This window comes from Amycolatopsis palatopharyngis (assembly GCF_003385185.1).
Classification (GTDB): domain Bacteria; phylum Actinomycetota; class Actinomycetes; order Mycobacteriales; family Pseudonocardiaceae; genus Amycolatopsis; species Amycolatopsis palatopharyngis.
The window spans coordinates 83001-109983 of the sequence record NZ_PQHZ01000020.1 but is presented as its reverse complement, the minus strand read 5'-3'; the positions used below and the strand labels follow the sequence as shown (position 1 = coordinate 109983).

The window sequence follows — 26983 nt, the reverse complement described above, 5'->3', positions numbered from 1 at the left end:
GTGGGGCTGCGCCCCTCGCCCCCCGTGGGGGCTGCGCCCCTCGCCCCCCGTGGGGGCTGCGCCCCCTTGCCCCTGCGGTGGTGGCGTTGTGTGCGCTGGTTTCGGTTGGGTGCCGCCTGGGTCGCACTTTCCCGGGAAAGCGCGGTAGTTGCGGACACGTTCGTTGTGGGGCAGATGAATGGTGGCGTTGGGCCGTTTGGTGTCCGATTTGCATGCCGCGTGCATTGAGGGTCTGGCGAACGGGGTCATCGCATGGTCCGTTCGGGTGTCGGTACCTACGATCGTAGGGTTCCACAGTGGACGTCGAGGTAGACCACTGTGGACAGATATGGAAAAACATGGCACGGTAGATGCGTGTCCGATTTGAATGCAACTGCCGCAGCACTGCTTGGCCTGCTCCACGACGGTCCCGCCACGGGCGGTGAGCTCGTCGCGGCCGCCGATGAACGCTTCGGTGCGTTCTTCAGCGTGACCCGGAGCCAGGTCTACCGGGAGCTTCCAGCTCTGGCCAAGGAAGGCCTTGTCCGCCTGGGTAAGCAGGGGCCGCGCTCAAGCCAGCAATATGTCATCTCCGCCGCCGGGAAGAAGGCCTTCAAGGCCTGGCTCGTCTCCGATGCCGGTCCCGATCACCTGCGCAGCCCGCTCATCCTGCGCCTGGTGCACGCCGGATCGCTGACGGCCAAGCAGCGGGCCACCTTGTTCGAGTCGGCGCGTGCCGTCTACAGCGAGGAGCTCGACGCCGCCAAGGCAGCGGTCAAGGCCGCGGGTGACCCGGTCACCAAGGCGGTGGCCGACTTCGGCCAGGCCCACGCGAAGGCCGCGATCAAACTGCTGGACACGATCGCCGCCCAGTGACCTGACGCCGGTCCCCCGGCCGCTTCGGACGGTGTGCCGACGGCGGCTGGGGGATTTGCCGTAACCTTGTTTGGCGTGAGTGCTGACTTCGAAACAGGCCTGAAGGACGTCACCGGCAAACTGACCCAGGTTGAGTCGGTGATGGACCTCGAGACCCTGCGCGCGCAGGTCGCCGACCTCGAGCAGCAGGCGTCCGACCCGTCCCTGTGGGACGACCCGGAGTCCGGGCAGAAGGTCACCAGCCAGCTCTCCTACCGCCAGGCCGAGCTGCGCAAGGTCACCGAACTGCGCCAGCGGCTCGACGACCTGGGCGTACTGCACGAGCTGGCCAAGGACGAGGGTGACGCGGCAAGTGTGGCCGAGGCCGAACAGGACCTCGCGCAACTGGCCAAAGAGGTCGACCTGCTCGAGGTCCGCACCCTGCTGTCCGGTGAGTACGACGACCGCAACGCGGTGGTGACCCTCCGCTCCGAGGCAGGTGGCGTCGACGCCGCCGACTGGGCCGAGATGCTGCTGCGGATGTACCTGCGCTGGGCCGAACGCCACGGCTATCCGACCGAGGTCTACGACATCTCCTACGCCGAAGAGGCGGGCATCAAGTCGGCGACGTTCAAGGTGAGCGCGCCCTATGTGTACGGCACGCTCTCCGTCGAGCAGGGTACTCACAGGCTGGTGCGGATCTCGCCGTTCGACAACCAGAGCCGCAGGCAGACCTCCTTCGCGCACGTCGAGGTGATGCCGGAGGTGGAGGAGGTCGACCACATCGACATCCCGGAGAAGGACATCCGGGTCGATGTCTACCGCTCCTCCGGCCCCGGCGGTCAGAGCGTGAACACCACCGACTCCGCGGTACGGCTCACCCATATCCCGACCGGAGTGGTCGTCTCCTGCCAGAACGAGAAGTCGCAGCTGCAGAACAAGGTCGCGGCGATGAAGGTGCTGCAGGCCAAGCTGCTGGCGCGGCAGAAGGAGCAGGACCGCGCCGAGTTGGACGCGCTCAAGGACGGCGGCTCCAGCTGGGGTAACCAGATGCGTTCCTACGTGCTGCACCCCTACCAGATGGTCAAGGACCTGCGCACGGAGTTCGAGGTCGGCAACCCGTCGGCAGTGCTCGACGGCGACATCGACGGCTTCCTCGAATCCGGCATCCGCTGGCGCAAGCAGTCCATGGACGCCGGCGCCTGACCCGTCCCCGGCTTGGTACGTCTGCAAGTACGCCCAAGCAAGATCCACAGCGCAGTTTTCCGCCGCCAACCGGTGCCCGCAGGGCCGACACCCTCGCTCAGGGCTTCGCCGGTCGGCGGTAGAAAGCTGCGCAGGTGATCTTGCTCGGTGGTACTTGCAGACACCCCATCCTTGGGGTGCGGGAGGGCTGGGGCGGAAGCGGTGAAACCGGAGGCAACCAGGGCTTAACGGGTGCCATGGGTAGGATGGCCCACCGTGATCCGGCTCGAAAGTGTTTCCAAGTCCTACAAGACGTCGACGCGTCCGGCGCTTGACGGTGTGTCCGTCGATGTGGACAAGGGCGAGTTCGTCTTCCTGATCGGCCCATCGGGCTCGGGCAAGTCGACGTTCCTCCGGCTGTTGCTGCGCGAGGAAGTGCCGAGCAAAGGCCGTGTCTACGTGTCGAACTTCGACGTCGCGAAGATGGCCCGGCGCAGAGTCCCCCGGCTGCGCCAGACGATCGGCTGCGTGTTCCAGGACTTCCGGCTGCTGGCCAACAAGACCGTCTCGGAGAACGTCGCGTTCGCACTCGAGGTCATCGGCAAGCCGAAGCACACCATCACGAAGGTCGTGCCGGAGGTGCTCGAACTGGTCGGCCTGGACGGCAAGGCCGACCGTATGCCCAACGAACTCTCCGGTGGTGAGCAGCAGCGGGTCGCGATCGCCAGGGCGTTCGTCAACCGGCCCCTGGTCCTGCTGGCCGACGAGCCGACCGGAAACCTGGATCCCGACACGAGCCAGGACATCATGCTGCTGCTCGAGCGAATCAACCGCACCGGCACGACCGTGCTGATGGCGACCCACGACCACTCGATCGTGGACTCCATGCGCCGACGTGTTGTCGAGTTGCAGCTCGGCAAGGTCATCCGTGATGACAAGCGAGGTGTGTACGGCGTCGGGCGCTGACCCGCCGTACGCTCAGCGCACCCCCGCCTCACCCCGTAACCCCGACCCAAGGATATCCGCCCCGATGCGTGCCAGTTTCGTGTTCAGCGAGGTCATCACCGGCTTGCGCCGGAACGTCACGATGACCATCGCGATGATCCTCACCACGGCGATCTCGCTCGCCATGCTGGGCGGTGGCCTGTTGGTGGTCAACACCATCGACAAGATGAGGGTGAGCTACCTCGACGACGTCGAAGTGTCCGTGAACCTCACCGCCGACGTCAGCGCCAACGACCCGACCTGCTCACAGGAGCCGTGCGCGTCGCTGCGTCAGCAGCTGGAAAGCAACCCGGCCGTCGAGTCCGTTGTGTTCGAGAACCGGGAAGAGGCCTTCGAGCGGTTCAAGCAGATCTTCGAGGGTCAGCCGGAGCTCGTGGAGCTCGCCAGGCCGGAGTCGCTGCCCGCTTCGCTACAGGTGAAGCTGTTCGATCCGGAACGCAGTGAAGTGATCGTGCAGGAGTACTCCGGTCAGGCCGGGGTGAACGACATCAACGATCAGAACAAGTTCCTGGACCGCTTCTTCGGCGTGCTCAACAGCGTTCGCAACATGACCTTCATCATCGCGCTGATCCAGGCGATGGCCGCGTTGCTGCTGATCTCCAACACCATCCAGCTGTCGGCGTTCACCCGCCGCACCGAGGTCGGCATCATGCGTCTGGTCGGCGCGACCCGCTGGTACACCCAGCTGCCGTTCCTGCTCGAGGCGGTTGTCGCAGGCTTGATCGGTGCGGTCCTGTCGATCGGTCTGCTGGTCGCGGGCAAGTTCGTGTTCTTCGAACAGGTACTCGGCGCGACCGGTGGCATCATTCCGCAGATATCCCTGCTGAACGTGTTGTTCCCCGTCGCGCCCATCCTGCTGGGTGTTTCGGTACTGATCTCTGCCATCACGGGCTATGTCACGCTCCGCCTGTACGTCCGGCACTAGCACTGTCCTAGCCCACCGGTCACCCGGCCACCGCCCCAGCAGGACGCTCCGCGTCGCAACTGATAACCCTGCTGCGACCTGGAAATCGAACACGTAGGGTTGCGCCATGCCCAAGGAACTCGGCCGCAAGGTAATCGTGTCCAACCGCAGAGCGCGGCACGACTACTCGATCCTGGACACCTACGAGGCCGGGCTGGTTCTGGTGGGTACCGAGGTGAAGAGCCTGCGCGCCGGCAAGGCCTCACTGGCCGACGCGTTCGCGACAGTGGACGACGGCGAGGTGTGGCTGCGGAACGTGCACATCCCGGAGTACACGCACGGCACCTGGACCAACCACGAGGCGCGGCGGCACCGCAAGCTGCTGCTGCATCGTGGCGAGATCGAGCGGCTGATCGGCAAGACCAAGGAGAGCGGGCTGAGCCTGGTCCCGTTGTCGATGTACTTCAAGGACGGCAAGGTCAAGGTCGAACTGGCGCTCGCCAAGGGCAAGAAGGCCTACGACAAGCGCCAGGACATCGCCAAGCGCGACGCCAGGAAGGAAGTCGAGCGGGCGATGGGCCGAGCGGTGAAGGGAAAGTACCGAAAGTGAGCCTGCCGGAGTCCGATGAGGACGTTCAGCCCTGGCTGCGTTCCCTCGGACTGGACGGCATCGTGGACATGCACGTCCACTTCCTGCCCGAGCCTGTTATGCGGAAGGTCTGGGCCTACTTCGACCAGGCCGAGCAGAACTACGGGATGGCCTGGCCGATCCACTACCGGCAGTCCGAGCAGGACCGGCTGGCGACGTTGCGGCGGCTGGGGGTCGTCCGGTTCGCGCCGTTGGTCTACCCACACAAACCGGGAATGGCCGAGTGGCTGACCGGGTGGGCGATGGAGTTCGCCGAACGGGAGCCGGACGCCGTACCCACCGCGACCCTCTTCCCCGAACCGGGCGCCGCGTCCTACGTGGACTCCGCCCTGCGGTCCGGGGTGCGATGCGTGAAGGCCCACGTACAGGTGGGTGGCTACGATCCGCGGGACCCGCTGCTCGACGAGGCCTGGGGCGCGCTCGCGGACAGCGGCGTTCCCGTGGTGATCCACTGTGGGCACGGGCCGCTGCGCGGCACGCACACCGGACTCGACATCTTCGAGCAGGTTCTCGTCCGCCACCCCAAGCTGACCGCCGTGCTGGCCCACGCCGCGATGCCGGAGTACGAAGCCGCCTTCGACCTGGTCGAGCGGTATCCCCGCGTCTACCTGGACACGACGATGGTCGGCGTGCCCTTCACCGAGCAGACCACACCCCTGCCGCCCGACTGGACTGACCGGCTGGCCCGCTCGCCGGAACGAATCGTCCTCGGTACCGACTTCCCGAACATCCCGTACCCCTATGCCACGCAGTTGCGGGCGATCGCGGCCTGGGCCGAGGACGAGCGCCTCGGCCTGCCGTTCCTGCGGGCGGTCCTGCACGACACGCCTGCCGCACTGCTCAGGCTCTGACGAGCTCAGACCCTCGTCCCGCGGGCGGAGTTCCAGGTCGCGACGCTCCGGGTCAACAGTTGCACGCCGGCCTGCCGCACCGGCAGCGGCCGGTTGGTGAGCAGGTAGGCGCCCAACACGATTGCCACCCAGGGGAGCGGCCCGCCGAGCAGATCGGCTCCCGGTGGCGTGGTGAAACCGCCAGCGGCGAGGCCCAGCAGTCCGGTGGAGCCCAGCACCCCCGCCGCCACCAGCTGCACGGTGGGCACCACAGCCGCCACGGCGGCCTGCCGGACCTCGAACCGGCCGAACACTCGGAGCAGGCCGAGTAGTACCGCGCCGGCCAGCAGCAGCCACACCGGCATCGCCGCGAACCAGTCCAGGGAACCGGGAGCCGGAGTGGCGTAGCCCAGTCCGAGCACGGTCACCCCTGCCACGACGATCAGGGCGGGCATATGCCAGAGGTAGACGGTCATGAACCGCGGCCCGAGCCAGGACAGTGCGGCGCGCGGGCCCGGCCGGGCCGCCAGCGCGTTCAGTGCTGGACGCGCGGCGAGCAGCAGGCCGATCTGGCCGACGGCGAGGAAGGTCAGCAGCACAGTCGGTGGGCTCATGTTGGACATCGGCGCACCGGACATACCGATCATGCTGGCCGGGTACGGGCCGGCGAGTACCAACAGCGCGGTGATCGAGAAGCCGCCCGCGGCCAGGCCGAGTGCACGACGTCCGTGGAGTTCGCCGAGGCGTCCCCGCGTGTAGTGGAAGCCGAGTTGGTGCACCGCGAGCCAGACGAACACCGCGTTGGCATAGCCGACCAGCGGGACGTCCGCGAACCGGGCGACGTCGACGAGCGCGGCCGCGCCGGCGAGCGCAAGGGGCACTGCCAGACCCCACCGGCGGTGCGCGGCGGCCAGCAGCGGGGTCGCCAGCACGGTCAGCAGGTAGACGGCGAGGAACCAGAGCAACTGGGCGGCTATGGAGCCAGCCACCTGCAACGGCTGCTCGGGAACTCCGAGACCGCGCAACAGTTCTGGTATCACCAACCAGACGGCTATCAGTGGCAGCACGGGCAGTAGCAACCTGTGCACCCTTGCGCCGAGCCAGAGTCGCGTGTTCGTGGATCGTCCCAGTGAGATCAGGTTCGCCGCGCCACCGGCGAAGAAGACCAGGGGCATCACCTGGGAGAGCCAGGTGAACGCCCACCAGCCGGGGGTGGTGAGGGCATTTCCGGTGGCGACCGTCGAGTTGTCGTAGCCGAGAACCGGCATGATCCAGTGCTGGCCGACCACGGCGAGGACTGCCATCGTCCGAACGAGATCGAGGAACGGATCCCGGGTGCGAGACGGGCTGATGCTGGGCTTGGGCATACCCCAGAGCCTGGTCGGGGCGCCTGCCCGGCACAGCCGTGCCAGCCGGTCTCTTCGGAGTCAGCTTTTCCCCAGTGAGCCGGTGGGGTGTGCCCTACCGCTCGCCGACCTCGTCTGGCGCGGGCAACCCGCAGAGCCGGTACTCCCACCCGGTGCGATCGGTGTAGCCGAGCTGGTAGTGCGTCTCGATCTTGGGGCCGTCGTGCAGGTGGACGTGGCGCATCACGCTGCCACAGACAGGTTCGGCAGCACCGAGGTCCTGGATCCTGCCGTCGAGCGGTCCTCCGAAGAACCGCACGCTCATCGCGGTCATCGCCAGCCCTCCTCACCCGTCTCCGGCGTTGTCTCGCGTCAACAATCGTAGGCGAGCGGCCCTTGGCCGGACCGCCCTCAGACGGGTGATCCCCGGTGGGCCGAATGGTCGCGGAGGGTGGAGTCCCGAGGGTCGGTCAGGTCCGTCCGAGGTACGTGAGCACTGCGCGTACCCGCCGGTGTTCTTCGGCGCTGGCCTCGAGTCCCAGCTTGGCGAAGATGTTGCCGATGTGCTTCTCCACCGCGCCGTGGGAGACCACGAGGGTGTTGGCGATGGCGGTGTTCGACAGTCCCTGTGCCATCAGTCCGAGTACCTCGGACTCCCGCGCGGTGAGCGCGTCCAGCGGGTTCTTCCGGCCGCGTGCCATCAGCTGCGCGATCACGTCGGGGTCAATGGCGGTGCCGCCGCCCGAGACCCGGTGCACCGCGTCCAGGAAGTCGGCGACATCCGCGACACGCTCCTTCAACAGGTAACCGATTCCGCCCGCACCAGCGGACAGCAGCTCCACGGCGTAGCTCTCCTCGACGTACTGGGAGAGCACGAGCACCGGTAGACCGGGGACCACCTCCCTGGCCCGGAAGGCGGCGCGCAGGCCCTCGTCGGTGAAGGTCGGTGGCATGCGCACGTCGACGATGGCCAGGTCGGGCCGGTGTTCCTCGATGGCGGCGACCAGGTCGTCCCCGTTGTCCACCGCCGCCACTGTGTCGATGCCCTCGTCGGCGAGCAGGCGTTGCACTCCCGCGCGCAGGAGGACGGCGTCCTCGGCGATGACCACACGCATCTGGTGACTCCCCAGTGATGGGTCAGCTCACCAGGTGCAGGGCAGGTCGGCGCGGACCACCGTGGGGCCTGCTGGCGGGCTGACGACAGTGATGACGCCGTCAATCGTTGCAGCCCGATCCGCGAGGCCCGCGAGCCCACCCCCCGGGCGTATCTCCGCGCCCCCGTGACCGTTGTCGGTGACCTCGACGGTGACCGTGTCCCCGGTACGCCAGACCCGCACACGGGCCTCGTTGGCCCCGGAATGCTTGGCGATGTTCGTCAGTGTCTCACCGACGATGAAGTACGCCGTGGTCTCCACAGCGGCCGGTGGGCGTGGGTCGACGTCGACGGAGACCTCGACCCTGATCGGGGACTTCGCGGCCTGTGCCGACAGTGCCGCGTCCAGACCGCGATCGGCCAGCACCGCGGGATAGATCCCCCTGGCGAGGTCGCGTAGTTCGGAGACCGCCAGTTTGGCATCGGAGTGCGCCTCGTTGATGAGTGCGCGTACGGCTTCCGGGTCCTTGTCGAGTTTGGACTTGGCCCGGCCGAGGCTCATCGCCACCGCGACGAGGCGTTGCTGTGCGCCGTCGTGCAGGTCGCGTTCGATCCGCCTGCGTTCGGCCTCGGCCGCGTCGACGCCGCGCGCACGGGAAGCCTGCAGCCGCTCGGCTTTGTGCTCCAGCCGCTGGCTCCGGTCCGGTCCGAGCAGAGCCATCGCCAGTCTGCCGTGGGCCCAGCCGATCCATGGGACCACCCAGATGGCCATCGGCAGGAGGATGATCGAGGTCAGTCCGACGGCGAATTCGAGGATACCCAGCGGAAAGCAGATCATCAGATAGGCGAGATCGCGCCAGGTGGAGGAGTCGACGAGGTGGACGCGCCAGCGCCGGAGGACGTTTCCGCCGGCCGGGAGGCGTTCGGCGTCGGCCAGCGGGATACCGAGCATCTTCCGCGCCCAGCGCCGCTCCAGGTCGCCGAGCCAGCGGACCAGTTGTGTCGTACCGAGCAGGATCGGCAGGCCGACCCAGATGATGACGGTGGCGAGGCCGACGAGGCCGCCTGTGACGATGAGGATGAACTGCAGCAGGCGCAGCGGAAAGCTGGCGATCATGAAGGCGATGGCCTTCACCGCGATCGGCCGGCGCTGGTCAACGTCCATACTGCCCTCGGCCATCGAGCGGCCTCCCTGCGGATGAGCAGTGTCGATGGTGCCGGTCACCATCCTGCCACCGTGTCGATCGGCCGTGCCCGGGAGAGGTCCTCGGTCTCGTGTTCGCGACCGCGCGCCGGGCCGAGGAGGCTTCGGGCGAACGTGGCATGCATCCCCGCCAGCGCACGGGTGAAGACCACTGTGGCGGCGACGAACAGGACACCGAGGGCGGCCCACGGCAGCGCGGCCACGGTCGTATCGACGGTGATCCAGCGAATGTCCCACGCGGGGAAGTAGTAGGCGCCCTCTGGCAGGTAGCGGTAGTAGATCGGCAGCGTCAGCAGGGCAAGTGAGACCGACCAGGTCGTGATCAGCAGGACGAACTCGATGACGCCGAGGGGGAACAGCAACACCAGGTAGACCAGGTCACGCCAGGTCGCCGCGTCCCGCAGCCGTGCCGTCCAGCGCGCCTTCTGCCCGCCCTCCGGCAGTGGCCGGTACGGCATCGGGATCAACGTGTGCAGCAGAGCCGCGGTCCGTGCCCGCTCCAGCCTGGCGCCGCCGCGCCAGAGCAGGACCGCGAATGCCGCGATGGGCACGCCGATCCAGATGATCGCCGTGGAGACGCCCACCGCGATCAGGGCGACCAGTGCCACGAACCAGAAGATGCCGAGGGGAAAGTTCAGCAGCAGGTAGGTCATCGATCCGCCGAGCCTGGGACGTGTGCTGGCCGCTGCGCGGCCGGTGGGTGCCGGGGCCATCACCTGGCTCCTTCCTGTCATGAGCGACATGAACCAAGAATGGCCTGGTGAGCGCGGTGAGACGATGGTGGGGACGGGCGTTCGTGTGGTGGGGACAACCCCACCAGGACACCTCGGGTGGCGCGGGAAATATCCGGCTTGCCCCAGGCGTTATCCTGGTGTGGATGTAGACAAGCCCTAGGGGGTGAACGGTTTCGACTTTGGACGTTGATTCAGGGGAAGCGTGCCGGTGCAGGCGAGAGACCACCGTAAGCGTCATCGCAAACGAATATGCGCCAACTCTAATGAGCGCGTCCAGGTCGCCAACGCTTCGCGTGGCGACTTCGCTCTCGCTGCCTAAGCGAGAGTGAGGACTGTCGGCCCGGGTATGCCTCCGACCCGGTCGCCGGCATCAGCTAGGAGGCTTACCGCCGGCCCCGGCCACGGGGACCGGTTGGGAAACCAACAGTGGCTGGGCCCGTCACATCGGCTTGTTCGCGTGACCGATGGGGCCAAGTAGAGGCACAGCGAACTGCGCACGGAGAAGCCCTGGAGAGGCGCCAGAGGACCCGGGTTCAATTCCCGGCACCTCCACCCTTCAGCGAAGCGGCCCCTTCCGACCGGGAAGGGGCCGCTTCGTCGTGTGCGGGCCGCAGGGTGGCCGTAACGCCTCGGAGTCAACGATCGTCCGTGAAGTTGCTTCGCAAAAACATGTGTCTTCCCGGACTTGTCACCATCGAAGGCCAACCGACCGCTCGGAAACTAATTTGCGTTCGGGGGTTGTGGCGGGGCGAAGGGGTGTCATGATGGGAATGTCCGTATTAGTGAATGTCCATGCGGATGGTTTGTGTCCCGCTGACCCGCCCCGGTGAGAACGCGTTGCATGAATCCCGTTCGTGGCGTTGGTGTCGACATATGTCACCACGTCGGAAGAGAAGGTGACAGATGGCCTGGTCACGGCACGTCGGACGGCCCGATCCCGCCGAGGACAAGGGATGGCTGGCGGGGGTGAAGGCCGAGGAGAAGGTCCGGCTCGGCGTCCAGGCAGGACAGGCCGCACGTACGGTCGCCAGCCACTGTGAGGACGCGGAAGAGTGCGCCGAGATGCTGGCGATGCTCGGACTCCTGCCTTCGCAGGGCGGTTATGCGTCTGACCAGGTGGTCGGACGACTCTGAGTGCTGTGCAGCGCGGCTGGAACGGGGCCTAACGGCGCCCGGGCTGTCGCGTTCGGCCGGTGTGTGGTTGACTAGGGCGCGGTCGTAGTTTTTGTGTTCGTGTCCTCACGCTCGCAAGACAGAGTTGCGAGCGGTTCTTTTTCCGCCGGCACCATCCGGTAGAAGTCACCGTTCTGCACGTCGGCCGAGATGTCGCTTCGGCGGCATCGGAGATGTCAGAAGGTTTGCAGGTTAGAAGTTGTTGAAAGCAGGAGAAAGAATGACACAGGGCACCGTGAAGTGGTTCAACTCGGAAAAGGGCTTCGGCTTCATCGCACCGGAGGACGGCAGCGCTGACGTCTTCGTGCACTACTCGGAGATTCAGGGCAACGGTTTCCGTACCCTCGAGGAGAACCAGCGCGTGCAGTTCGAGATCACGCAGGGACAGAAGGGGCCGCAGGCCTCTGGCGTCACCCCGCTGTGACATAAGCTTCAACGACCGGGACCGTACCCCACTGGGGTGCGGTCCCGTTTCGTATCCGCTGGTCGTACAGCCGGTGAAACGCCAGCTGACACATCAGCGCCCCGCCCGGCGCCATCCCGCGCGGCTACCCGAGGTGACTACGGCACATATTGACGACTTGTCGGTTTGTGCCCAATCAGTGCCGGGGCCTGGACAAGGTTCGCGACTCGCTGCCAGAGGTCCTGCGGACGCTTACCGATTCGGGCAGTTCTGGGGAGTTGCGTTAGGGCGCCCGGCCACCGAGGCGGGCCGTCAGTTCCGTTGCCGTGCGCGCGACCTCGGCCGCCAGTTCCGGCCAGGTCCGCTGGCATGGCTCGTTCTCGCAGACATGCCGGAACGTCACGCTGATGGCGGCCAACGGCCTGCCGCCGTGGTCGAATACGGGCAGGGCGACCGAGGCGAAACCCTCCGTCACGTTACTGTTCTCGACCGCCCAGCCAAGTCTGCGGTCCGCCGCGAGGGTTCGCCGCAGTTCGGCGAGACTCCGGGGACCTCGTCCGGTTCGGTCGACGAACGCCGAGGCGCCCGGAAAGAGTGCGCGAACGTGCGCCGCGGGCAGATGGGCCAGGATGGCCCGCCCGGACGCGGTCAACTGCCCTGGTAGGCGGACACCGACGTCGGTGACCAGAGTCTCGGGCCGGGCTGGACGTTCCTTGATCAGATACAGCGTCTCGTTCCCGTGCAGTACGCCGAGGTGTGCGTTGTGGCCGATCCGATCGACCAGCAGACGCAGCAGCGGCGCGGCCAGCCGCTCCAGCGGCTCGTGGCGCAGATACGCCGAGCCGAGTTCGAAGGCGACGATTCCCAGTCCGTAGCGGCGTTCCTCGGGCAGGTGCGTGACGAATCCGGCGGCCGCCAGTTCGGCCAGCAGATGGTAGGTGGTCGAGCGCGGCAGGCCGAGTTCGCGCGCCACCGCTGCGGCGGACACCGGCCCCGCCTTCTTCGAGAGCATGCTCAGTACGGCCAAACCCCTGCGCAGTGCGGGTACATCGCTGCTCGCCGCCACGGCCTCCTCCTCGATAGGTCTGGAATACCAGACAGTCTCCCCGATCGAGGCCTCGTCCACACCACCCCATCCAGGTTGAGATGGGGGCATGAACCACACCGTCGTTCTCGGTTCCGCGCCGATGACTCCCGCCGACGTCGTCGCGGTTGCCCGCGCGGGCGCCGAGGTGCAATTGGCCGAGCAGACCGACCGAGCCCTCAGCGAGGCGCGCAAGCACATCGACGCGCTGGCCGGAGCGGCCGAGCCGACCTATGGCGTCTCCACCGGATTCGGTGCGCTCGCCGTCCGCCACATCCCCGAGGACCGCCGCACCCAGCTGCAGCGTTCGCTGATCCGTTCGCACGCCGCGGGCGCCGGTCCGGTGGTCGAGACCGAAGTCGTCCGCGCCCTGATGTTGCTGCGGTTGCGCACTCTCGCCTCGGGACACACCGGCGTCCGGCCGGTCACCGCGAGAACGCTGGCCGCGCTGCTCAACGCGAACATCACCCCGGTGGTACACGAGCACGGCTCGCTCGGTTGCTCCGGTGATCTCGCCCCGCTCGCCGCCGTCGCCCTCGCGTTGATGGGCGAGGGGGAGGTGTTCGACGCGGAGGGCAGCCGAGTCCCGGCCGGCGACGCACTGCGAGCTGCCGGGATCGAGCCGGTGGTGCTGGCTGAGAAGGAAGGGCTGGCGCTGACCAACGGCACCGACGGCATGCTCGGCATGCTGGTGCTGGCCGCCGCCGACCTGCACCGGCTGTTCGACGTCGCAGACCTGACCGCGGCGATGAGCGTCGAGGCGCTACTCGGCACCGACCGTGCTTTCGCCGCCGACCTACAGGCGTTGCGCCCGCATCCCGGGCAGGCCCGATCCGCCGAGCGGATGCGGGCGGCGCTCGCCGGGTCGGAGATCGTGGCGAGCCATCGTGGCCCGGACTGTCCTCGGGTGCAGGACGCCTACTCCCTGCGGTGTGCCCCACAGGTACACGGAGCGGGCCGGGACACCCTCGAGCACGCCGGACTGGTCGCCGAACGGGAGCTGGCCGCCGCCGTCGACAACCCGGTGGTGCTCGACGACGGCCGGGTGGAGTCCAACGGCAATTTCCACGGTGCTCCGGTGGCCTACGCGCTGGACTTCCTCGCGATCCCGGTGGCCGATCTGGCGGGGATCGCCGAACGACGTACTGACCGGATGCTGGACGTCGCCCGTTCCCACGGCCTGCCCGCCTTCCTCGCCGCCGACCCCGGTGTCGATTCGGGCCACATGATCGCCCAGTACACCCAGGCCGCCATCGTCAGCGATCTCAAGCGGCTGGCCGTGCCTGCCTCCGTGGACTCGATTCCGAGTAGCGCGATGCAGGAGGACCACGTCTCGATGGGCTGGTCGGCCGCTCGCAAACTGCGCCGCGCCGTGGACGGGCTGACCACGGTGCTCGCGATCGAGTACCTGACCGCGGCACGCGCACTGGACTTCCGCGCGCCGCTGCGTCCCGCCCCGGCCACCGCCGCCGCACGGGACCTGTTGCGCGCGACCGTGCCCGGCCCCGGTCCCGACCGCCATCTCGCCCCGGAAATCGCCGCGGCCGAGGAGCTCGTCCGCTCCGGCGCGCTGCTCGACGCCGTAACCCAGCATGTGGAGGAACGATGACCCGAACGATCCGCGCTGCCCGCGGCGGTAGCCGCACCGCGAAGAACTGGCAGACCGAGGCCGCGCTGAGGATGTTCCACAACAACCTCGATCCCGAGGTCGCGGAGCGTCCTGAGGACCTGGTGGTCTACGGCGGTACCGGCAAAGCGGCCCGGAACTGGGCCAGCTTCGACGCCATCACCCGGTGCCTGACCACCCTCGAGGACGACGAGACCCTGCTGGTGCAGTCGGGCAAGCCGGTGGGCGTGTTCCGGACCCACGAGTGGGCCCCGAGGGTGCTGCTGGCCAACTCGAACCTCGTCGGCGACTGGGCCAACTGGCCGGAGTTCCGCAGGCTCGAGTCGCTCGGGCTGACCATGTACGGGCAGATGACCGCCGGTTCGTGGATCTACATCGGTACCCAGGGCATCCTGCAGGGCACCTACGAGACTTTCGCCGCCGTCGCCGAGAGGAAGTTCGGTGGCACTCTGGCAGGCACCCTCACCGTCACGGCAGGGCTCGGCGGGATGGGCGGTGCCCAGCCGCTCGCGGTGACGATGAACGACGGCGTCGCACTCGTCGTCGAATGCGACCCGGCGCGGGCGCAGCGGCGGGTGCAGCATCGCTACCTCGACGAACTGGCGACCGATCTGGACGACGCGATCGCCAGGGTGTCCGCCGCGAAACAGGAGCGCAGGGCGCTGTCGGTCGGCGTGATCGGCAACGCGGCCGAGGTGCTTCCCGAGCTGCTGCGCCGTGGGGTCGAGGTCGACATCGTCACCGACCAGACCTCGGCACACGACCCGCTCGCCTACCTGCCGAAGGGCGTGGACCTCGAGGACTGGCACGACTACGCCGCGAAGAAGCCGGACGAGTTCACCGACCGCGCCCGCGAGTCGATGGCCGAGCACGTGGACGCGATGCTCGGGTTCCTCGACGCGGGCGCGGAGGTGTTCGACTACGGCAACTCACTGCGTGGGGAGGCCAAGCTCGGCGGGTGCGAACGGGCCTTCGACTTCCCCGGTTTCGTGCCCGCCTACATCCGGCCGCTGTTCTGCGAGGGCAAGGGTCCGTTCCGGTGGGCGGCGCTGTCCGGCGATCCCGCCGACATCGCGGCGACCGACCGCGCGATGCTCGAACTGTTCGGCGAGAACGAATCGCTCGCGCGCTGGATCAGGATGGCGGGCGAGCGGATCGAGTTCCAGGGCCTGCCTTCGCGGATCTGCTGGCTGGGCTACGGCGAGCGGGCCCGCGCCGGACTGAAGTTCAACGAGATGGTGGCCAGCGGTGAGCTGAGCGCACCGGTCGTCATCGGCCGCGACCACCTCGACTCGGGCAGTGTCGCCTCGCCCTACCGCGAGACCGAGAGCATGGCCGACGGTTCGGACGCCATCGCCGACTGGCCCCTGCTCAACGCGTTGCTCAACACCGCGTCGGGGGCGAGCTGGGTGTCCATTCATCACGGTGGTGGCGTGGGGATGGGGCGGTCCATCCACGCCGGTCAGGTCTGTGTCGCCGACGGCACCGAACTCGCGGCACGCAAGCTGGAGCGGGTGCTGACCAACGACCCCGGTACCGGCGTGATCCGGCATGTCGACGCGGGATACGACCACGCGATCGACGTCGCGCAGGAGCGTGGAGTGCGGATCCCGATGCGGGAGCAGGCATGAGCGCTGGAGCGCTGCTCGGCGACATCGCGGGGGTCGGCCGGGATCACCTGCGCGGCGGCTACTCCCGGCACGTGTTCGAGCCCGCCGAACTGGAACTGCGCGAGTGGTTCACCGAACAGGCCGCCCTTCGTGGCCTCGAAGTGGAAACGGACGCCAACGGCAACCTGTGGGCGTGGTGGGGGCAGCCGGGTCCGGACGCACTGGTCACCGGAAGTCACCTCGATTCGGTACCCGGCGGCGGCGCGTTCGACGGACCGCTGGGTGTGGTCAGCGCACTGGCCGCCGTGGATCTGCTGCGGGCCAGGGGAGTAACCCCGGGCAGGCCGATCGCGCTCGTGGTTTTCGCCGAGGAGGAGGGTGGCCGGTTCGGCGTGCCGTGCCTCGGCTCGCGGTTGCTGACCGGGGCGATCGACGTCGACATGGCACGCGGGCTCACCGACGCCGAGGGGACCACCTTCGCCGACGCCGCCGCCTCCGCGGGCCTCGACCCGGCACGACTCGGTACCGACCCCGCGGTACTCGGCCGGATCGGCCGGTTCGTCGAACTGCACGTCGAGCAGGGCAAGGGATTGATCCATCAGGATGCGCCGGTCGCGCTCGGCAGTACGGTCATCGCGCACGGCCGGTGGCGGTTCTCCTTCTCCGGCCAGGGAAACCATGCCGGTGCCACACTGCTCAGCGACCGGAGGGACCCGATGCTGCCCGCCGCGGCCGTTGTCGGTGCCGCCCGCAGGGTGGCGGCGGCCTGGCCGGAGGCAAGGGCCACCGTGGGCAGGCTGGTGCCGAAGCCCGGTGGCACGAACGTGATCGCTTCGACCGTCGACCTGTGGCTCGATGCCAGAGTGCCGGGATCGGGGGCCACACCCGCGATGGTCGCCGAGATCGCCGAGGCCGCTCGCGAGGCGACCGGGCAGGAAGGCTGTTCGGTGACGGTCACCGAGGAGTCGTGCTCGGACGACGTCGTGTTCGATCGTGTCCTGCGCGACGAGTTCGATCGCGTGCTCGGTGGCGTACCCGCGTTACCGACGGGAGCGGGACACGACGCCGCGATCCTTGCCGCGCACGTGCCCACGGCGATGTTGTACGTACGCAACCCCACCGGGATCAGCCACGCCCCCGAGGAGTTCGCCGAGGCGGCCGATGTCGAACGCGGAGCTGCGGCCCTTGCGGACGTACTGGAGAATTCGGCGATATGACACAGCCCTCATCGCAGTCGCCCGCCGGTCACAGCACGCTTTGGTGCGAGTACGCCTGGCTGCCGGACGGAGTGGCCGAGAGCGTGCGAATCGAGATCGACGGCGACCGCATCGTCTCGGTGGAAGCCGACCTGCCCAGGGCCGGAACGATCCTCAATGGACTGACGATGCCCGGCGCGGCCAATGGCCACTCCCATGCCTTCCACCGGGCACTGCGCGGTCGCACCCACGGTGACCAGGGGACGTTCTGGACCTGGCGCGAGCGGATGTACGACATCGCCGAACGCCTCGATCCGGACTCCTACTACCGGCTGGCCCGTGCCGTGTACGCGGAGATGGTGCTGGCCGGCTACACCGGAGTCGGCGAGTTCCACTACCTGCACCACGCACCAGGCGGGACGAGGTACGACGATCCGAACGCGATGAGCGCGGCGCTGGTCCGGGCCGCGGCCGATGCCGGTATCCGTCTCACCCTGCTGGACACCTGCTACCTCACCGGCGGTTTCGGTACCGAACTCGACGAGCGTCAACTGCGGTTCGGCGACGGAGACGCCCACGCGTGGGCGGAGCGGGTGGAGGCGTTCGTGCCGGAGACCGGGCATGTGCGGGTCGGCGCCGCCGTGCACTCGGTGCGCGCGGTTCCCGCCGATCAGCTGCCGGTGGTCGCCGAGTGGGCCGACGGGCGGCCACTGCATGTGCACCTTTCCGAGCAACGCGCCGAGAACGCCCAGTGCCTCGCCCAGCACGGCCGCACCCCGACCACCCTGCTCGCCGAAGCGGGAGTGCTCGGTGAGCACACCGTCGCGGTGCATGCCACGCACCTGACCGGCGACGACATCGGTCAGCTCGGGCGCTCCGGCACCCGCTCCTGCCTGTGCCCCACCACCGAGCGGGATCTCGGCGATGGCATCGGCCCGGCGCGCGGGCTGTCCGACGCGGGGTCCCGGCTGTGCCTCGGCAGCGACAGCCACGCCGTGATCGACCCGTTCGAGGAGGCCAGGGCGTTGGAGCTGGACGAGCGGCTCGCGGACGAACGCCGGGGGCGGTTCGCGGTGAACGAGCTGATGGCGGCGGCGACCGACCACGGAGCCATCGGCTGGCCGGAGGCAGGCCGAATCGCGAAGGGCGCGGCGGCCGACCTAGTCACCGTCGACCTCGGGTCGGTGCGTACCGCTGGGACCGCACCGGAGGGAGCCCTTTTCGCGGCGACCTCTTCCGACGTTCGCGACGTCCTGGTCGCGGGCCGCTGGGTGGTGCGCGACCGCGCTCATCAGTTCATCCGCCACCCGGAGTCGGTGCTGGCCAGGGAGATCGGAGAGCTGTGGCAGTGAACTCGGACCCGGCGAGTTCGACACTCGTCACCGGCATCGCGGAGCTGACCACGAACGATCCGGATCTCGGCGTCGTGCGCGACGCCGCGGTGGTGCTCGAAGGGGAACGGGTGGCGTGGGCCGGTCCCGCCAGCAGCGCTCCCGAAGCCGACGAGCGCATGGATGTGGGCGGAAGGGCGGTCCTGCCCGGCTGGGTCGACAGCCACACCCACCTGGTGTTCGCCGGCGACCGGACGGCCGAGTTCGAGGCGCGGATGTCCGGAGAGCCGTACACCGCGGGCGGTATCGCGGTGACCGTGGCCGCTACCAGGGAGGCGAGCGACGAGGCGCTGCTGGCGAACCTGCGCAGGCATACCGAAGAGGCGCTGCGGCAGGGAACCACGTGCCTCGAGACGAAGACCGGTTACGGGCTCAGCGTCGCCGACGAGGAGCGCTCGGCCAGAATCGCTGCCCAGGTGGCGGACGAGGTGACCTTTCTCGGTGCGCACCTCGTGCCACCGGGCGCGGACGCGGAGTCCTATGTGGACTTAGTTTGCGGCGAGATGCTCGACGCCGTCGCGGGGCACGTCGGCTGGGTGGACGTGTTCTGCGAGACCGGCGCCTTCGACGAGGCCCAGTCCGCGCGCGTCCTCGACGCGGCGGCGAAGCGTGGGCTCGGCCTGCGGGTGCACGGCAACCAGCTCGGGGAGGGCCCCGGGGTGCGGCTCGCGGTCGAGCGGGCAGCGGCCAGCGTCGACCACTGCACGTACCTTTCGGAGTCCGATGTGGAGGCGCTCGCTGAATCGGACACGGTCGCGACGCTGCTGCCCGCGTGTGATCTCTCGACCCGGCAACCCCTCGCGCCCGCTCGCAGACTGCTCGACGCGGGGGCGACGATCGCGCTGGCCAGCAACGCCAACCCGGGTAGTTCGTACACGACGTCCATGGCGTTCTGCGTCACCACCGCCGTACTGCAGATGCGGTTGTCCGTCGCGGAAGCGGTTTGGGCGGCCACCGCCGGTGGGGCACGTGCGTTGCGCAGGGACACCGGGGACGGGGCCGTCGGCGTGCTGCGGCCGGGGGCTCGCGCCGATCTGCAGGTGCTGGACGCGCCCTCGGTGACCCACCTGGCCTATCGCCCGGGAGTGCCGCTGACCTGGGCGGTCTGGCGCAAGGGTGCGCGCATCAGCTAAGTGCTTCGCGCACCGGGCCCGGTTCGCGAAGCAGGCCAAGTGCTTCAGCCTGTTCCGCGGCCTGTGCTCGTACGCCGGGCTCCAGGTCGGCCACGGCGTCGGTCAGCCGTTGCTGGTGCGCCGGGCTCAGATGGGTCAGCAGGTCGAAGGTGAGGGGCCACAGGTCGTGTTCCGCGGCCGCCGCTGCGAGTCCGGGAAAGCGCGTCCCGGGAAGCAGGTCGACGACGTGGTCGATCCGTTCCTTCTCGTCGAGCACGAACGCGACCCGCAGCAGGGCTTCGTCATGGACGGCGTCGAGCGTGGCCGAGACCGTCCCGTCGGGCAGGTGGCCGACGAAGCGGCCGATGGTGATCCAGTCCTGTCTGCCGACGAGTTCGTGCGCCACCTCGCGCACGGTGTCGGCGGGGATTCCGGCGATGATCCGGCTGGCCCTGCGGGGATCGAGTTCGGCGGCGACATCGGCGAGGAAGGCGGGGGACAGGCGGCCGGCGACATCCACGCCCCTGGCGACGTCGATGAGCCCGGCGAGCCGGGCACACAGCAGCGGCCCGAAGACCTTCTCCGCGATCCGGCCCAGCACCGACACCGGTAGCAGCTTGCTGGCCGCCGCCATGCGCTGCAGCACGCCGAGGTTGGCGTCGAACAGCACGTCCGTGGCCTGCTCCCGGAGTGCGCGGATGTCGCCGGCGGCGACCTGCTCCAGGAAGTCCAGCCGCTCGGCCGGGGTCTTGAGCAGCCTGGCGAGCTTGAGTACCTCGGCACGCGACTCCAACTCGGCCAGGGTGACCGACGGCCCGCTCACAGACCCACCGCCTTGCGCACCGCGCCGCGCAGCAGCGCGGGAACGTACTTCAGCGAGTCCTCCGCGGCCGCGCTCAGCGCTGCGGCCTGCTGTCGTCGCGCCTCGCGCAATGCCTCGGCCAACACCTGCTTGTTCGCGTCGTCCAGGGTCTCGATCCCATCGGGGAGCGGACCCCCGAGCTGTTCGGCGAGGCCGCGGGTGGGACCGGGCATATTCGCTCCCTTCACGACGCGCTTTCCCGGGAAAGCGCGGTGCTTGCGCGCGGGGTTTCGCACTTTCCCGGGAAAGCGCGAAACCCGATTTCGCGTCATCATGCCTCATCCGGTCCACTACGGCACCGAGACGAGCTGGTCAGGCGGGTGACCATTGACTTTCGGCAGTGTCCCGTCATGGGTGAGCTGGGTAGCGTGAGCCGGGTGAGCGGGAGTTGGCGGCAGCGAGCGATCCTGCTCTTCGAGGTCGGTGTCTGGGCGATGATCTGCCTGCTCGTCGTCTACGAGACGCGGCGCAACCCCGATCGGTGGGAACTGATCGGCGGGCTGGTCGTCACCACCGTTTCGCTGGCGTCGGCCCGTGCGTTTCCGCTGCTGTCGCTGACCGCCGCCGCGGCTTCCAGCCTCGCCGTCCTGCCCAACTACCTCGGCCGGTTCCCGGTGTGGCCGATCCTGCTGATGCTCGTCGCCGGCTACCTCGCTGGCCGCCGGATGGAGCAGGCCAAGCCCGCGGTGCTCTCGTTCGCCGGTATCGCTCTTGCCGGACTGCCGTTCGCCTACTTCATCGGTGAGGACGTCGTCGGCAGCTGGCTGTCGCTGGTGGCGACCCTGTTGTTCGCCATCTTCGTGCCCTGGCACCTCGGCCGCTACCTCCGGCTCAGGGAGAACCTGGCCCGTACCGGCTGGGAGCGTGCTGAGCGGCTGGAGAACGAGCAACGTGTGGCGGCTGAGCAGGCCAAGCTGCGGGAACGCGCCAGGATCGCCACCGACATGCACGATTCGCTCGGTCACGAACTCAGCCTCATCGCGTTGCGGGCGGGCGCGCTGGAGGTCTCCGCGCACCTCGGTGAGCGGGACCGGGCCGCCGCGGGCGAGTTGCGGGAGAGCGCGGCAACGGCCACGGACCGGTTGCACGAGATCATCGGAGTTCTGCGTGCGGACGACGAGGGAGCTCCGGTCCGGCCCGCGGGAGAGGCGATCTCGGAGTTGGTCGACCGCGCCACGGCCTCGGGGATGGCCGTCGCACAGGAGGTCGAGCCCTTCGACGGCGTCCCACCGATGGTTGAACTGGCCGCCCGCAGGGTGGTCCAGGAGGGGCTGACCAACGCCGCGAAGCATGCTCCCGGTGCGGCCGTGTGGGTCGGGGTGCGCCAGAGCGCCGGCGTCACCGAGGTGTCGTTGGTCAACGACCCACCCCCGGCAGGCCCGCTTCCAGGACTTGCTTCGGGTGGCTGGGGGCTCACCGGTCTGCGGGAACGGGTCCGGCTGCTCGGCGGCACACTGCACGCGGGCCCGAGCGAGCGTGGCGGATTCGAGATATCGGCACGGCTGCCACACGAAGCTCCCGCTGCCCATGACCGGGCCGGATCCACCACGGACTCCGCCCGCCAGCTCGCCACCCAACGTCGGCAGCTGCGACTGACCCTGATCAATGCGGTCGTGCTGCCGGTCGGCGTGCTGATCGCGATGTTCGCCATCTCCGCGGCCTACTACCTGATCAACATGTTCGGTTCCGTGCTCGTACCCGGCGATTACGATCGAATGCGGATCGGTCAGCCGCGGGCCGAACTGGAGCCGGTGCTGCCGGGGCAGCAGCGCCTGGAACGTCCGGACGTGGCCGAACCGCCGACGCGGCAGGGCGCGGTATGTGAGTACTACGGCACCGACGCGGGCCTGCTCGGCACCAGTGGCGACGTCTACCGCCTGTGCTTCGAACGGGGCGAACTGGTGTCGAAGGACCTGCTACTCAACCGACCGGGGGAGGACAACGAGTGATCCGGGTACTACTGGCCGACGACGAGGCGATGGTTCGCGCGGGGGTGTCGGCCATCCTGGCCGCGGACGACGGTATCGAGGTCGTCGGCGAGGCTGGTGACGGCAGGGCGGCCGTCGACCAGGTCATGCTGACCCGGCCGGACGTCGCACTGCTGGACATCAGGATGCCCCGGATGGACGGGCTCGCCGCGGCGGCGGAGATCCGCAGGGTGCGCCCGGAGACGGGGGTGATCATGCTGACGACGTTCGGCGAGGACGACTACATCGCCAGGGCCCTCGGCGATGGAGCGGGTGGCTTCCTGCTGAAGTCCGGGGATCCACGGGAGCTGCTGGCCGGGGTGCGGGCAGTGGCCGACGGCGCCGCGTACCTCTCGCCGAAGGTCGCACATCGGGTGATCGCACATATGTCGGGCGGGCAGCTGAGCAGGCAGGCCGCGGCCAGGGCCCGCATCGAGGGGCTCACCGATCGGGAGCGCGAGGTGCTGGCGCTCCTCGGGTCAGGCCTGTCCAACGCGGCCATCGCGGCGACGTTGTACGTGGTGGAGGGCACGGTGAAGGCGTATGTCAGTTCGATCCTCGCCCACCTCGGCGCCCGCAACCGGGTGCAGGCCGCCATCCTCGCCTACGAGGCGGGGCTGGTGAACCGGGACGGCTGAGAGCTTCGCCCCGGTCCTGGCTCACGCGTCGCGCCTGCGCAGCAGTGCAGCCCCGGCACCCAGCGACAACAGTGCCCAGGCCACGAGGATCACCAGTGCGAGCACCTGTGGGTACGGGGACGACGTACCGGTGACCGGATTGACCCCGTCCGGGCCGAACATGAGGTTCAGGCCCGCGATCCCCGGCAGGTAATCGCTCGCCGCGCGCATCCCGATGGCTGCCAGCAGCATCGGCACCACGAGCAGCAGCATGAACGTCACGGTGATCGTGCCGGCGACACTGCGCAGCGCGGTGCCGATGCCCAGGGTGAGTACGCCGAGCAGGGCGCAGTAGACACCGATCGCGAGCGACATCTCCACCCCGTCACCGGCGGTGGCTGGCGAACCCGCATCGCCCATGACCAGTTCCGCGAGGCCGATGGCGCTGGCCCCAAGGCCGATTCCCAGCACACACAGGATCGGGGCGAGTACGACGACCTTCGCCAGCAGCATTCGCGTCCGGATCGGCACCCATTGCAGGGTCGAACGGATACTGCCCGAGCCGTACTCTCCGGCGATGGACATGGTGGCCCAGGCGAGCACGGTGAACTGCGCGAGATAGAAGACGGCGCTGGCGGCGACTTCCGGTGCGCTCAAGCGCAGAGCCACCTCGCCGTTGTCCGTCTGCACCCGAACGGAGATGGCGGTCAGTGCGGCGTAACCGAGCGTCAGCAAGATCGAGGAGGCGAGGCTCCACCAGGTGGAGCGCAGCGACCAGAGTTTCGTCCATTCGGCGGCGATCGCACCCGGTAGTTGCCCGCCGTTGTGCCTTTGTCCGGTTTCGGCGACCGTGGTCATGGCTCAGACACTCGCTTTCTGCCCGGAAGGGGCGCCGTACTCGACGGAACCGGCGGTGAGTTCCACATAGGCCTGCTCCAGTGAGGCTGTGGCGCTTGTCAGACCGTGCAACCGCAATCTCAGCCGATGTGCCAGATCACCGACGAACTCGGCCCCCGCACCGCGGACGATCAGTTCCCCGCCGGCCGATTGCTCGACCTCCGCGTGCGCCCGCAGCCGATCGGCGAGTAATCGCCGGTCGGCATCGTCTGGCGCCAGGACCCGTACGGACCGCGGCGAACTGCTGGCGATGAACTCGTCGATCGAGGTGTCGGCCAGCAGCCGGCCCTTCCCGATCACGACGAGCCGGTCCGCGGTCAGCTGCATCTCGCTCATCAGGTGACTGGAGACGAACACCGTCCTGCCCTCCGCGGCCAGCGACCGCATCAGGTTCCGCACCCACCGGACGCCGTCCGGATCGAGGCCGTTGACCGGCTCGTCGAACATGAGCACGGCGGGGTCACCGAGCAGCGCACCCGCGATACCGAGGCGCTGTCCCATACCTAGCGAGAACGACCCCGCCCGCTTTCCGGCGACGTCGGAGAGACCGACCGCGGCCAGCACCTCCTCCACCCTGCGCTCGGCGATGCCGTTGCTGCGTGCCATCGCCAGCAGGTGCTTGCCCGCGCTCCGGCCGGGATGCAGTGCCTTTGCCTCCAACAGCGCTCCGACCTCCCGCAGCGGATGGCGCAGTTCGGCGTACGGCTTTCCACGCACCAGTGCCGCTCCGGAACTGGGGTGATCAAGCCCGAGCACCAAACGCATCGTCGTCGACTTGCCCGCGCCGTTGGGGCCGAGGAAGCCGGTGACCGCGCCGGCCGCGATCTGCGTGCTGAGTTCGTCGACGACGGTCTTCTCGCCGTACCGTTTTGTCAGCCCGCGAAGCGAAATCATGAGGTTCCTCCAGAAAATCGGTGAGGCCTCACGGTAGAAACCGGACATCCCATGCCACAGCGCACGATCGGCGACGGCCCTACCCGACTTTGGTCAGGGGCTGGCCAGGCGGACCTCGGGCCCCACCGGCAGAATGCGGCCATGACTGTCCGCCGGAACGCGCCCCGCCTGCGCCGTCTCGTCGCCCTCGACATCGTGATGCTCGTGCTGGCGGTGTTCTCCGTCGGACTGCTCGGTTATGTGACGTTCGCCGACGTCAGCACCGAGACCGAATACACCGTCTTCATCATCGACACCGCTATCTGCGGTGTGTTCCTGATCGAGTTCCTCTTCCGCTGGCGCACCACCCGCTGGGACCGGGGCTTTCCCATGCGCAACTGGTACGAGATCCTCGGGATGATCCCGATCGCGCATCCCGCGCTTCGTGGGTTCCGGTTGTTGCGAATCGTCGTGGTGATCACCCGGCTCGCCCGCACCGCCGACCGGACTTTCGGCGAGAAGGTCACCCAGCGGTTCGTGGAGAAGATGACCCGGCCGATCGTGCTGGCGATCAAGAAGCCCATCACCATCGCTGTGCTCGACGAGGTCGTCAAGGTCCTGGAAACCGGGAACTACCCGGAGAACCTCGCCCGCTCACTCGGCGACAACCGCGAGCTGCTCCGGTCGATCGTCACCGAGAAGCTGCGTGAGGATCCGCAGGCAGGCCGGTTCTCCCGGCTCCCGTTCCACGACGAGATCGTCCAGTCTGTTGTGGACACGGTCATGCGAGTCACCCTCGAGGTGCTGACCGATCCCCGCATCGACGACTTCTTCGCCCACGTGGTCCGGGAGAACCGCGAGCAGATCCGCAAGGCCGTACAACAAGGCCTGCACGAGGACGACGAGGCGGAGGACGAGCGCCTGGCCCAAGAACTCCCACCCCCACAACAAAAGCCCCTAACCTAACCCAAGTTCGCAATTCCAGCCCCGACTTTGCAGTTTCGGGGCCCGACTTAGCAGATTCTGGGGCCGAGTTGGCAGTTTCGGGGCTCGTGTTGGCAGTTTGAGTGTGGGTGTTGGGAACGTGGTGTACGTGGTGCGGTTCGGGCTCGTCTTCGGCACGCCAGGACGGGACCGCTGTGTCCCGGTTTTGTCGGACCCTCTTTCTATAATCGTGGGGTGACTGGTTCAGGGGGAAATGTGGTGGTGCCGGGGCTGTCCCGGCGAAGATCGGTCCTCGTCGCGCGGCTACAGTCGATCGAGCGGACACGGTCCAAAATAGAGGCCCGGCAGTTGTCCGACATCGCCGAACTGGTCTCAACATCTCCGGGGGCAACTCGGGATGTCGCTCAAGAGGTCGCGCTGGCGTTGTCGGTCAATCCGCATGCGGCGGAGCGGATGGTGTCGTTGGCGGTGGCGTTGACGACCCGACTGCCACGCACCCTGGCGGCGATGAAAGCGGGGGTGGTGGACGGGTACAAGGCGTCGAAGATCGCCGACGTCACCGGATCCCTGTCCGATGATCTGGCGCGGATCGCCGATGAGCGGCTCTCGCGGCGGTTGGCGGGCAAGGACCCGACGCAGTTGCGGCGGGCGGCGCACCATGTTGTCGCCACCGTCGACCCCGACGGGTATGCGAAGCGGGTCGCGCGGCGCCGGGAGGAACGGTCGCTGCAACTAGTGCAACAGGGCGAGGGCATGGCCACCCTGATCGCCGACCTGCCCGCCGAAATAGCCACCTCGATCTACGCCCGCATCGACCGCGACGCCCGCAGGCTCCGCCACGCCGGAGCCACCGACACCCTCGACCAGCTCCGCGCCGACCTCTTCGCCAAGCTGTGCCTGCGCGACGGCACCGGCACCGGAAATGTGCGGGCGGAGGTGTTCGTCTACGTCGCCGCCACTACCCTCCTCGAACTGGACGACGAACCCGCCGACATGACCGGACACGGATTCATCCCGGCATGGCTGGCCCGCCAGATCGCCACCGGACCCAACACCACCTGGCGGCGCATCCTCACCGACCCGATGACCGGTCATCCCATCGACCTGGGCCGTACCCGCTACCGCCCCACCACCGCCCTCGACGAATACGTGCGCATCCGCGACCGCGAATGCCGCGCACCCGGCTGCTACCGACCCTCACAGTCCTGCGAACTCGACCACAGCCTCGACTGGCACAAACACGGCACCACCACCGAACAACGCCTCATCAGCCTCTGCAAAACCCACCACCGCCTCAAAGACCAACCCGGCTGGAACTACACCGTCAGCCCAGACGACAACACCCTCACCATCACCACCCCCACCGGCCAACGACACACCAGCCGACCACCCCACCTCCACAAACCCCGCCGGCCGAGGCCCTTCTGAACATCGTGGAAGGG

27 protein-coding genes and 1 other RNA gene are annotated in these 26983 nt (G+C 68.3%); 18 read left to right on the top strand and 10 right to left on the bottom strand.

Going from position 1 to position 26983, the window contains the following annotated elements:
* The first annotated feature begins 354 nt into the window (after positions 1 to 354).
* The 6 genes from D0C15_RS17285 to D0C15_RS17260 all read left to right on the top strand — a co-directional run bounded on the left by D0C15_RS17285 (position 355) and on the right by D0C15_RS17260 (position 5428).
* Positions 355 to 855, top strand: a complete 501-nt coding sequence (locus D0C15_RS17285; protein ID WP_116046496.1) for a PadR family transcriptional regulator — start codon at positions 355 to 357, stop codon at positions 853 to 855.
* 75 nt (positions 856 to 930) lie between these two features.
* Complete coding sequence (gene prfB, locus D0C15_RS17280; protein ID WP_211323235.1) at positions 931 to 2040, top strand: peptide chain release factor 2; 1110 nt, start codon at positions 931 to 933, stop codon at positions 2038 to 2040.
* Positions 2041 to 2295: 255 nt separating this feature from the next.
* Complete coding sequence (gene ftsE, locus D0C15_RS17275; RefSeq protein ID WP_116046491.1) at positions 2296 to 2985, top strand: cell division ATP-binding protein FtsE; 690 nt, start codon at positions 2296 to 2298, stop codon at positions 2983 to 2985.
* Between the two features lie 64 nt (positions 2986 to 3049).
* On the top strand, positions 3050 to 3949 hold the full coding sequence (gene ftsX, locus D0C15_RS17270) for a permease-like cell division protein FtsX (RefSeq protein WP_116046489.1): 900 nt from the start codon (positions 3050 to 3052) through the stop codon (positions 3947 to 3949).
* A 106-nt stretch (positions 3950 to 4055) separates the two neighbouring features.
* Complete coding sequence (gene smpB / locus D0C15_RS17265; RefSeq protein ID WP_116046487.1) at positions 4056 to 4538, top strand: SsrA-binding protein SmpB; 483 nt, start codon at positions 4056 to 4058, stop codon at positions 4536 to 4538.
* Complete coding sequence (locus tag D0C15_RS17260) at positions 4535 to 5428, top strand: amidohydrolase family protein (RefSeq protein ID WP_245975898.1); 894 nt, start codon at positions 4535 to 4537, stop codon at positions 5426 to 5428. The genes smpB and D0C15_RS17260 overlap by 4 nt, the downstream gene beginning before the upstream one ends.
* Before the next feature lie 5 nt (positions 5429 to 5433).
* Here D0C15_RS17260 and D0C15_RS17255 read toward each other — a convergent pair whose 3' ends face one another.
* The 5 genes from D0C15_RS17255 to D0C15_RS17235 form a co-directional block, all read right to left on the bottom strand.
* Entirely contained in the window at positions 5434 to 6774 is a 1341-nt protein-coding gene (locus D0C15_RS17255; RefSeq protein WP_116046484.1) for an acyltransferase family protein, read from the bottom strand.
* Positions 6775 to 6868: 94 nt separating this feature from the next.
* A complete protein-coding gene (locus D0C15_RS17250; protein WP_116046482.1) occupies positions 6869 to 7087 on the bottom strand; it encodes a hypothetical protein in 219 nt (72 codons plus the stop codon).
* A gap of 136 nt (positions 7088 to 7223) precedes the next feature.
* Positions 7224 to 7868, bottom strand: a complete 645-nt coding sequence (locus D0C15_RS17245) for a response regulator transcription factor (RefSeq protein WP_116046480.1) — start codon at positions 7866 to 7868, stop codon at positions 7224 to 7226.
* A gap of 27 nt (positions 7869 to 7895) precedes the next feature.
* The gene (locus D0C15_RS17240; RefSeq protein WP_425455402.1) at positions 7896 to 9011 is read right to left on the bottom strand and encodes a sensor histidine kinase; all 1116 of its coding nucleotides are present in this window, start codon (positions 9009 to 9011) and stop codon (positions 7896 to 7898) included.
* A 56-nt stretch (positions 9012 to 9067) separates the two neighbouring features.
* Positions 9068 to 9763, bottom strand: coding sequence for a sensor domain-containing protein (locus D0C15_RS17235; RefSeq protein WP_116046477.1), 696 nt, complete (start codon positions 9761 to 9763; stop codon positions 9068 to 9070).
* Positions 9764 to 9943: 180 nt separating this feature from the next.
* On the opposite strand from D0C15_RS17235, the gene ssrA reads away from it, so the two are divergent.
* The 3 genes from ssrA (at position 9944) to cspE (ending at position 11381) form a co-directional block, all read left to right on the top strand.
* Positions 9944 to 10339, top strand: a transfer-messenger RNA (tmRNA) gene (ssrA, locus tag D0C15_RS17230).
* A 348-nt stretch (positions 10340 to 10687) separates the two neighbouring features.
* Complete coding sequence (locus D0C15_RS17225; protein WP_116046475.1) at positions 10688 to 10918, top strand: hypothetical protein; 231 nt, start codon at positions 10688 to 10690, stop codon at positions 10916 to 10918.
* Positions 10919 to 11177: 259 nt separating this feature from the next.
* The gene (cspE, locus tag D0C15_RS17220) at positions 11178 to 11381 is read left to right on the top strand and encodes a transcription antiterminator/RNA stability regulator CspE (RefSeq protein ID WP_091678561.1); all 204 of its coding nucleotides are present in this window, start codon (positions 11178 to 11180) and stop codon (positions 11379 to 11381) included.
* Positions 11382 to 11643: 262 nt separating this feature from the next.
* On the opposite strand, the gene D0C15_RS17215 is transcribed toward cspE, so the two are convergent.
* Positions 11644 to 12426, bottom strand: a complete 783-nt coding sequence (locus D0C15_RS17215) for an IclR family transcriptional regulator (RefSeq protein WP_116046514.1) — start codon at positions 12424 to 12426, stop codon at positions 11644 to 11646.
* A gap of 88 nt (positions 12427 to 12514) precedes the next feature.
* Here D0C15_RS17215 and hutH point away from each other — a divergent pair, with 88 nt between their 5' ends.
* Genes hutH through hutI form a run of 5 tightly spaced genes read left to right on the top strand, consistent with a single transcriptional unit; the run spans position 12515 to position 19401 of the window.
* Entirely contained in the window at positions 12515 to 14053 is a 1539-nt protein-coding gene (gene hutH, locus D0C15_RS17210) for a histidine ammonia-lyase (protein ID WP_116046473.1), read from the top strand.
* The gene (gene hutU / locus D0C15_RS17205) at positions 14050 to 15702 is read left to right on the top strand and encodes a urocanate hydratase (protein WP_116046471.1); all 1653 of its coding nucleotides are present in this window, start codon (positions 14050 to 14052) and stop codon (positions 15700 to 15702) included. The genes hutH and hutU overlap by 4 nt, the downstream gene beginning before the upstream one ends.
* The gene (locus D0C15_RS17200) at positions 15699 to 16898 is read left to right on the top strand and encodes an allantoate amidohydrolase (protein ID WP_116046469.1); all 1200 of its coding nucleotides are present in this window, start codon (positions 15699 to 15701) and stop codon (positions 16896 to 16898) included. Before hutU ends, D0C15_RS17200 begins: the two co-directional genes overlap by 4 nt.
* The gene (locus D0C15_RS17195; RefSeq protein WP_116046467.1) at positions 16895 to 18229 is read left to right on the top strand and encodes a formimidoylglutamate deiminase; all 1335 of its coding nucleotides are present in this window, start codon (positions 16895 to 16897) and stop codon (positions 18227 to 18229) included. The genes D0C15_RS17200 and D0C15_RS17195 overlap by 4 nt, the downstream gene beginning before the upstream one ends.
* A complete protein-coding gene (gene hutI, locus D0C15_RS17190) occupies positions 18220 to 19401 on the top strand; it encodes an imidazolonepropionase (protein WP_245975896.1) in 1182 nt (393 codons plus the stop codon). The genes D0C15_RS17195 and hutI overlap by 10 nt, the downstream gene beginning before the upstream one ends.
* Here hutI and D0C15_RS17185 read toward each other — a convergent pair.
* Together D0C15_RS17185 and D0C15_RS17180 are read right to left on the bottom strand one after the other, a co-directional pair.
* Entirely contained in the window at positions 19394 to 20203 is an 810-nt protein-coding gene (locus tag D0C15_RS17185) for a hypothetical protein (RefSeq protein ID WP_245975895.1), read from the bottom strand. The genes hutI and D0C15_RS17185 overlap by 8 nt on opposite strands.
* Complete coding sequence (locus D0C15_RS17180) at positions 20200 to 20415, bottom strand: hypothetical protein (protein WP_116046465.1); 216 nt, start codon at positions 20413 to 20415, stop codon at positions 20200 to 20202. Before D0C15_RS17180 ends, D0C15_RS17185 begins: the two co-directional genes overlap by 4 nt.
* Before the next feature lie 177 nt (positions 20416 to 20592).
* Between D0C15_RS17180 and D0C15_RS17175 the strand changes: the two genes are divergently transcribed.
* On the top strand, positions 20593 to 22191 hold the full coding sequence (locus D0C15_RS17175) for a sensor histidine kinase (RefSeq protein WP_116046461.1): 1599 nt from the start codon (positions 20593 to 20595) through the stop codon (positions 22189 to 22191).
* A complete protein-coding gene (locus tag D0C15_RS17170; RefSeq protein WP_116046459.1) occupies positions 22188 to 22847 on the top strand; it encodes a response regulator in 660 nt (219 codons plus the stop codon). The genes D0C15_RS17175 and D0C15_RS17170 overlap by 4 nt, the downstream gene beginning before the upstream one ends.
* Positions 22848 to 22868: 21 nt before the next feature.
* Here the strand turns inward: D0C15_RS17170 and D0C15_RS17165 are convergent, their stop codons facing one another.
* Both D0C15_RS17165 and D0C15_RS17160 read right to left on the bottom strand, forming a co-directional pair.
* Complete coding sequence (locus D0C15_RS17165) at positions 22869 to 23684, bottom strand: ABC transporter permease (protein ID WP_116046457.1); 816 nt, start codon at positions 23682 to 23684, stop codon at positions 22869 to 22871.
* Between the two features lie 3 nt (positions 23685 to 23687).
* Positions 23688 to 24617, bottom strand: a complete 930-nt coding sequence (locus D0C15_RS17160) for an ATP-binding cassette domain-containing protein (protein WP_116046508.1) — start codon at positions 24615 to 24617, stop codon at positions 23688 to 23690.
* A 141-nt stretch (positions 24618 to 24758) separates the two neighbouring features.
* Here D0C15_RS17160 and D0C15_RS17155 point away from each other — a divergent pair, with 141 nt between their 5' ends.
* Both D0C15_RS17155 and D0C15_RS17150 read left to right on the top strand, forming a co-directional pair.
* Positions 24759 to 25562: an ion transporter gene (locus D0C15_RS17155; protein WP_116046454.1), complete on the top strand. Its 804-nt coding sequence runs from the start codon at positions 24759 to 24761 to the stop codon at positions 25560 to 25562.
* A gap of 213 nt (positions 25563 to 25775) precedes the next feature.
* Positions 25776 to 26969: an HNH endonuclease signature motif containing protein gene (locus D0C15_RS17150; RefSeq protein ID WP_245975893.1), complete on the top strand. Its 1194-nt coding sequence runs from the start codon at positions 25776 to 25778 to the stop codon at positions 26967 to 26969.
* Positions 26970 to 26983 lie beyond the last annotated feature (14 nt).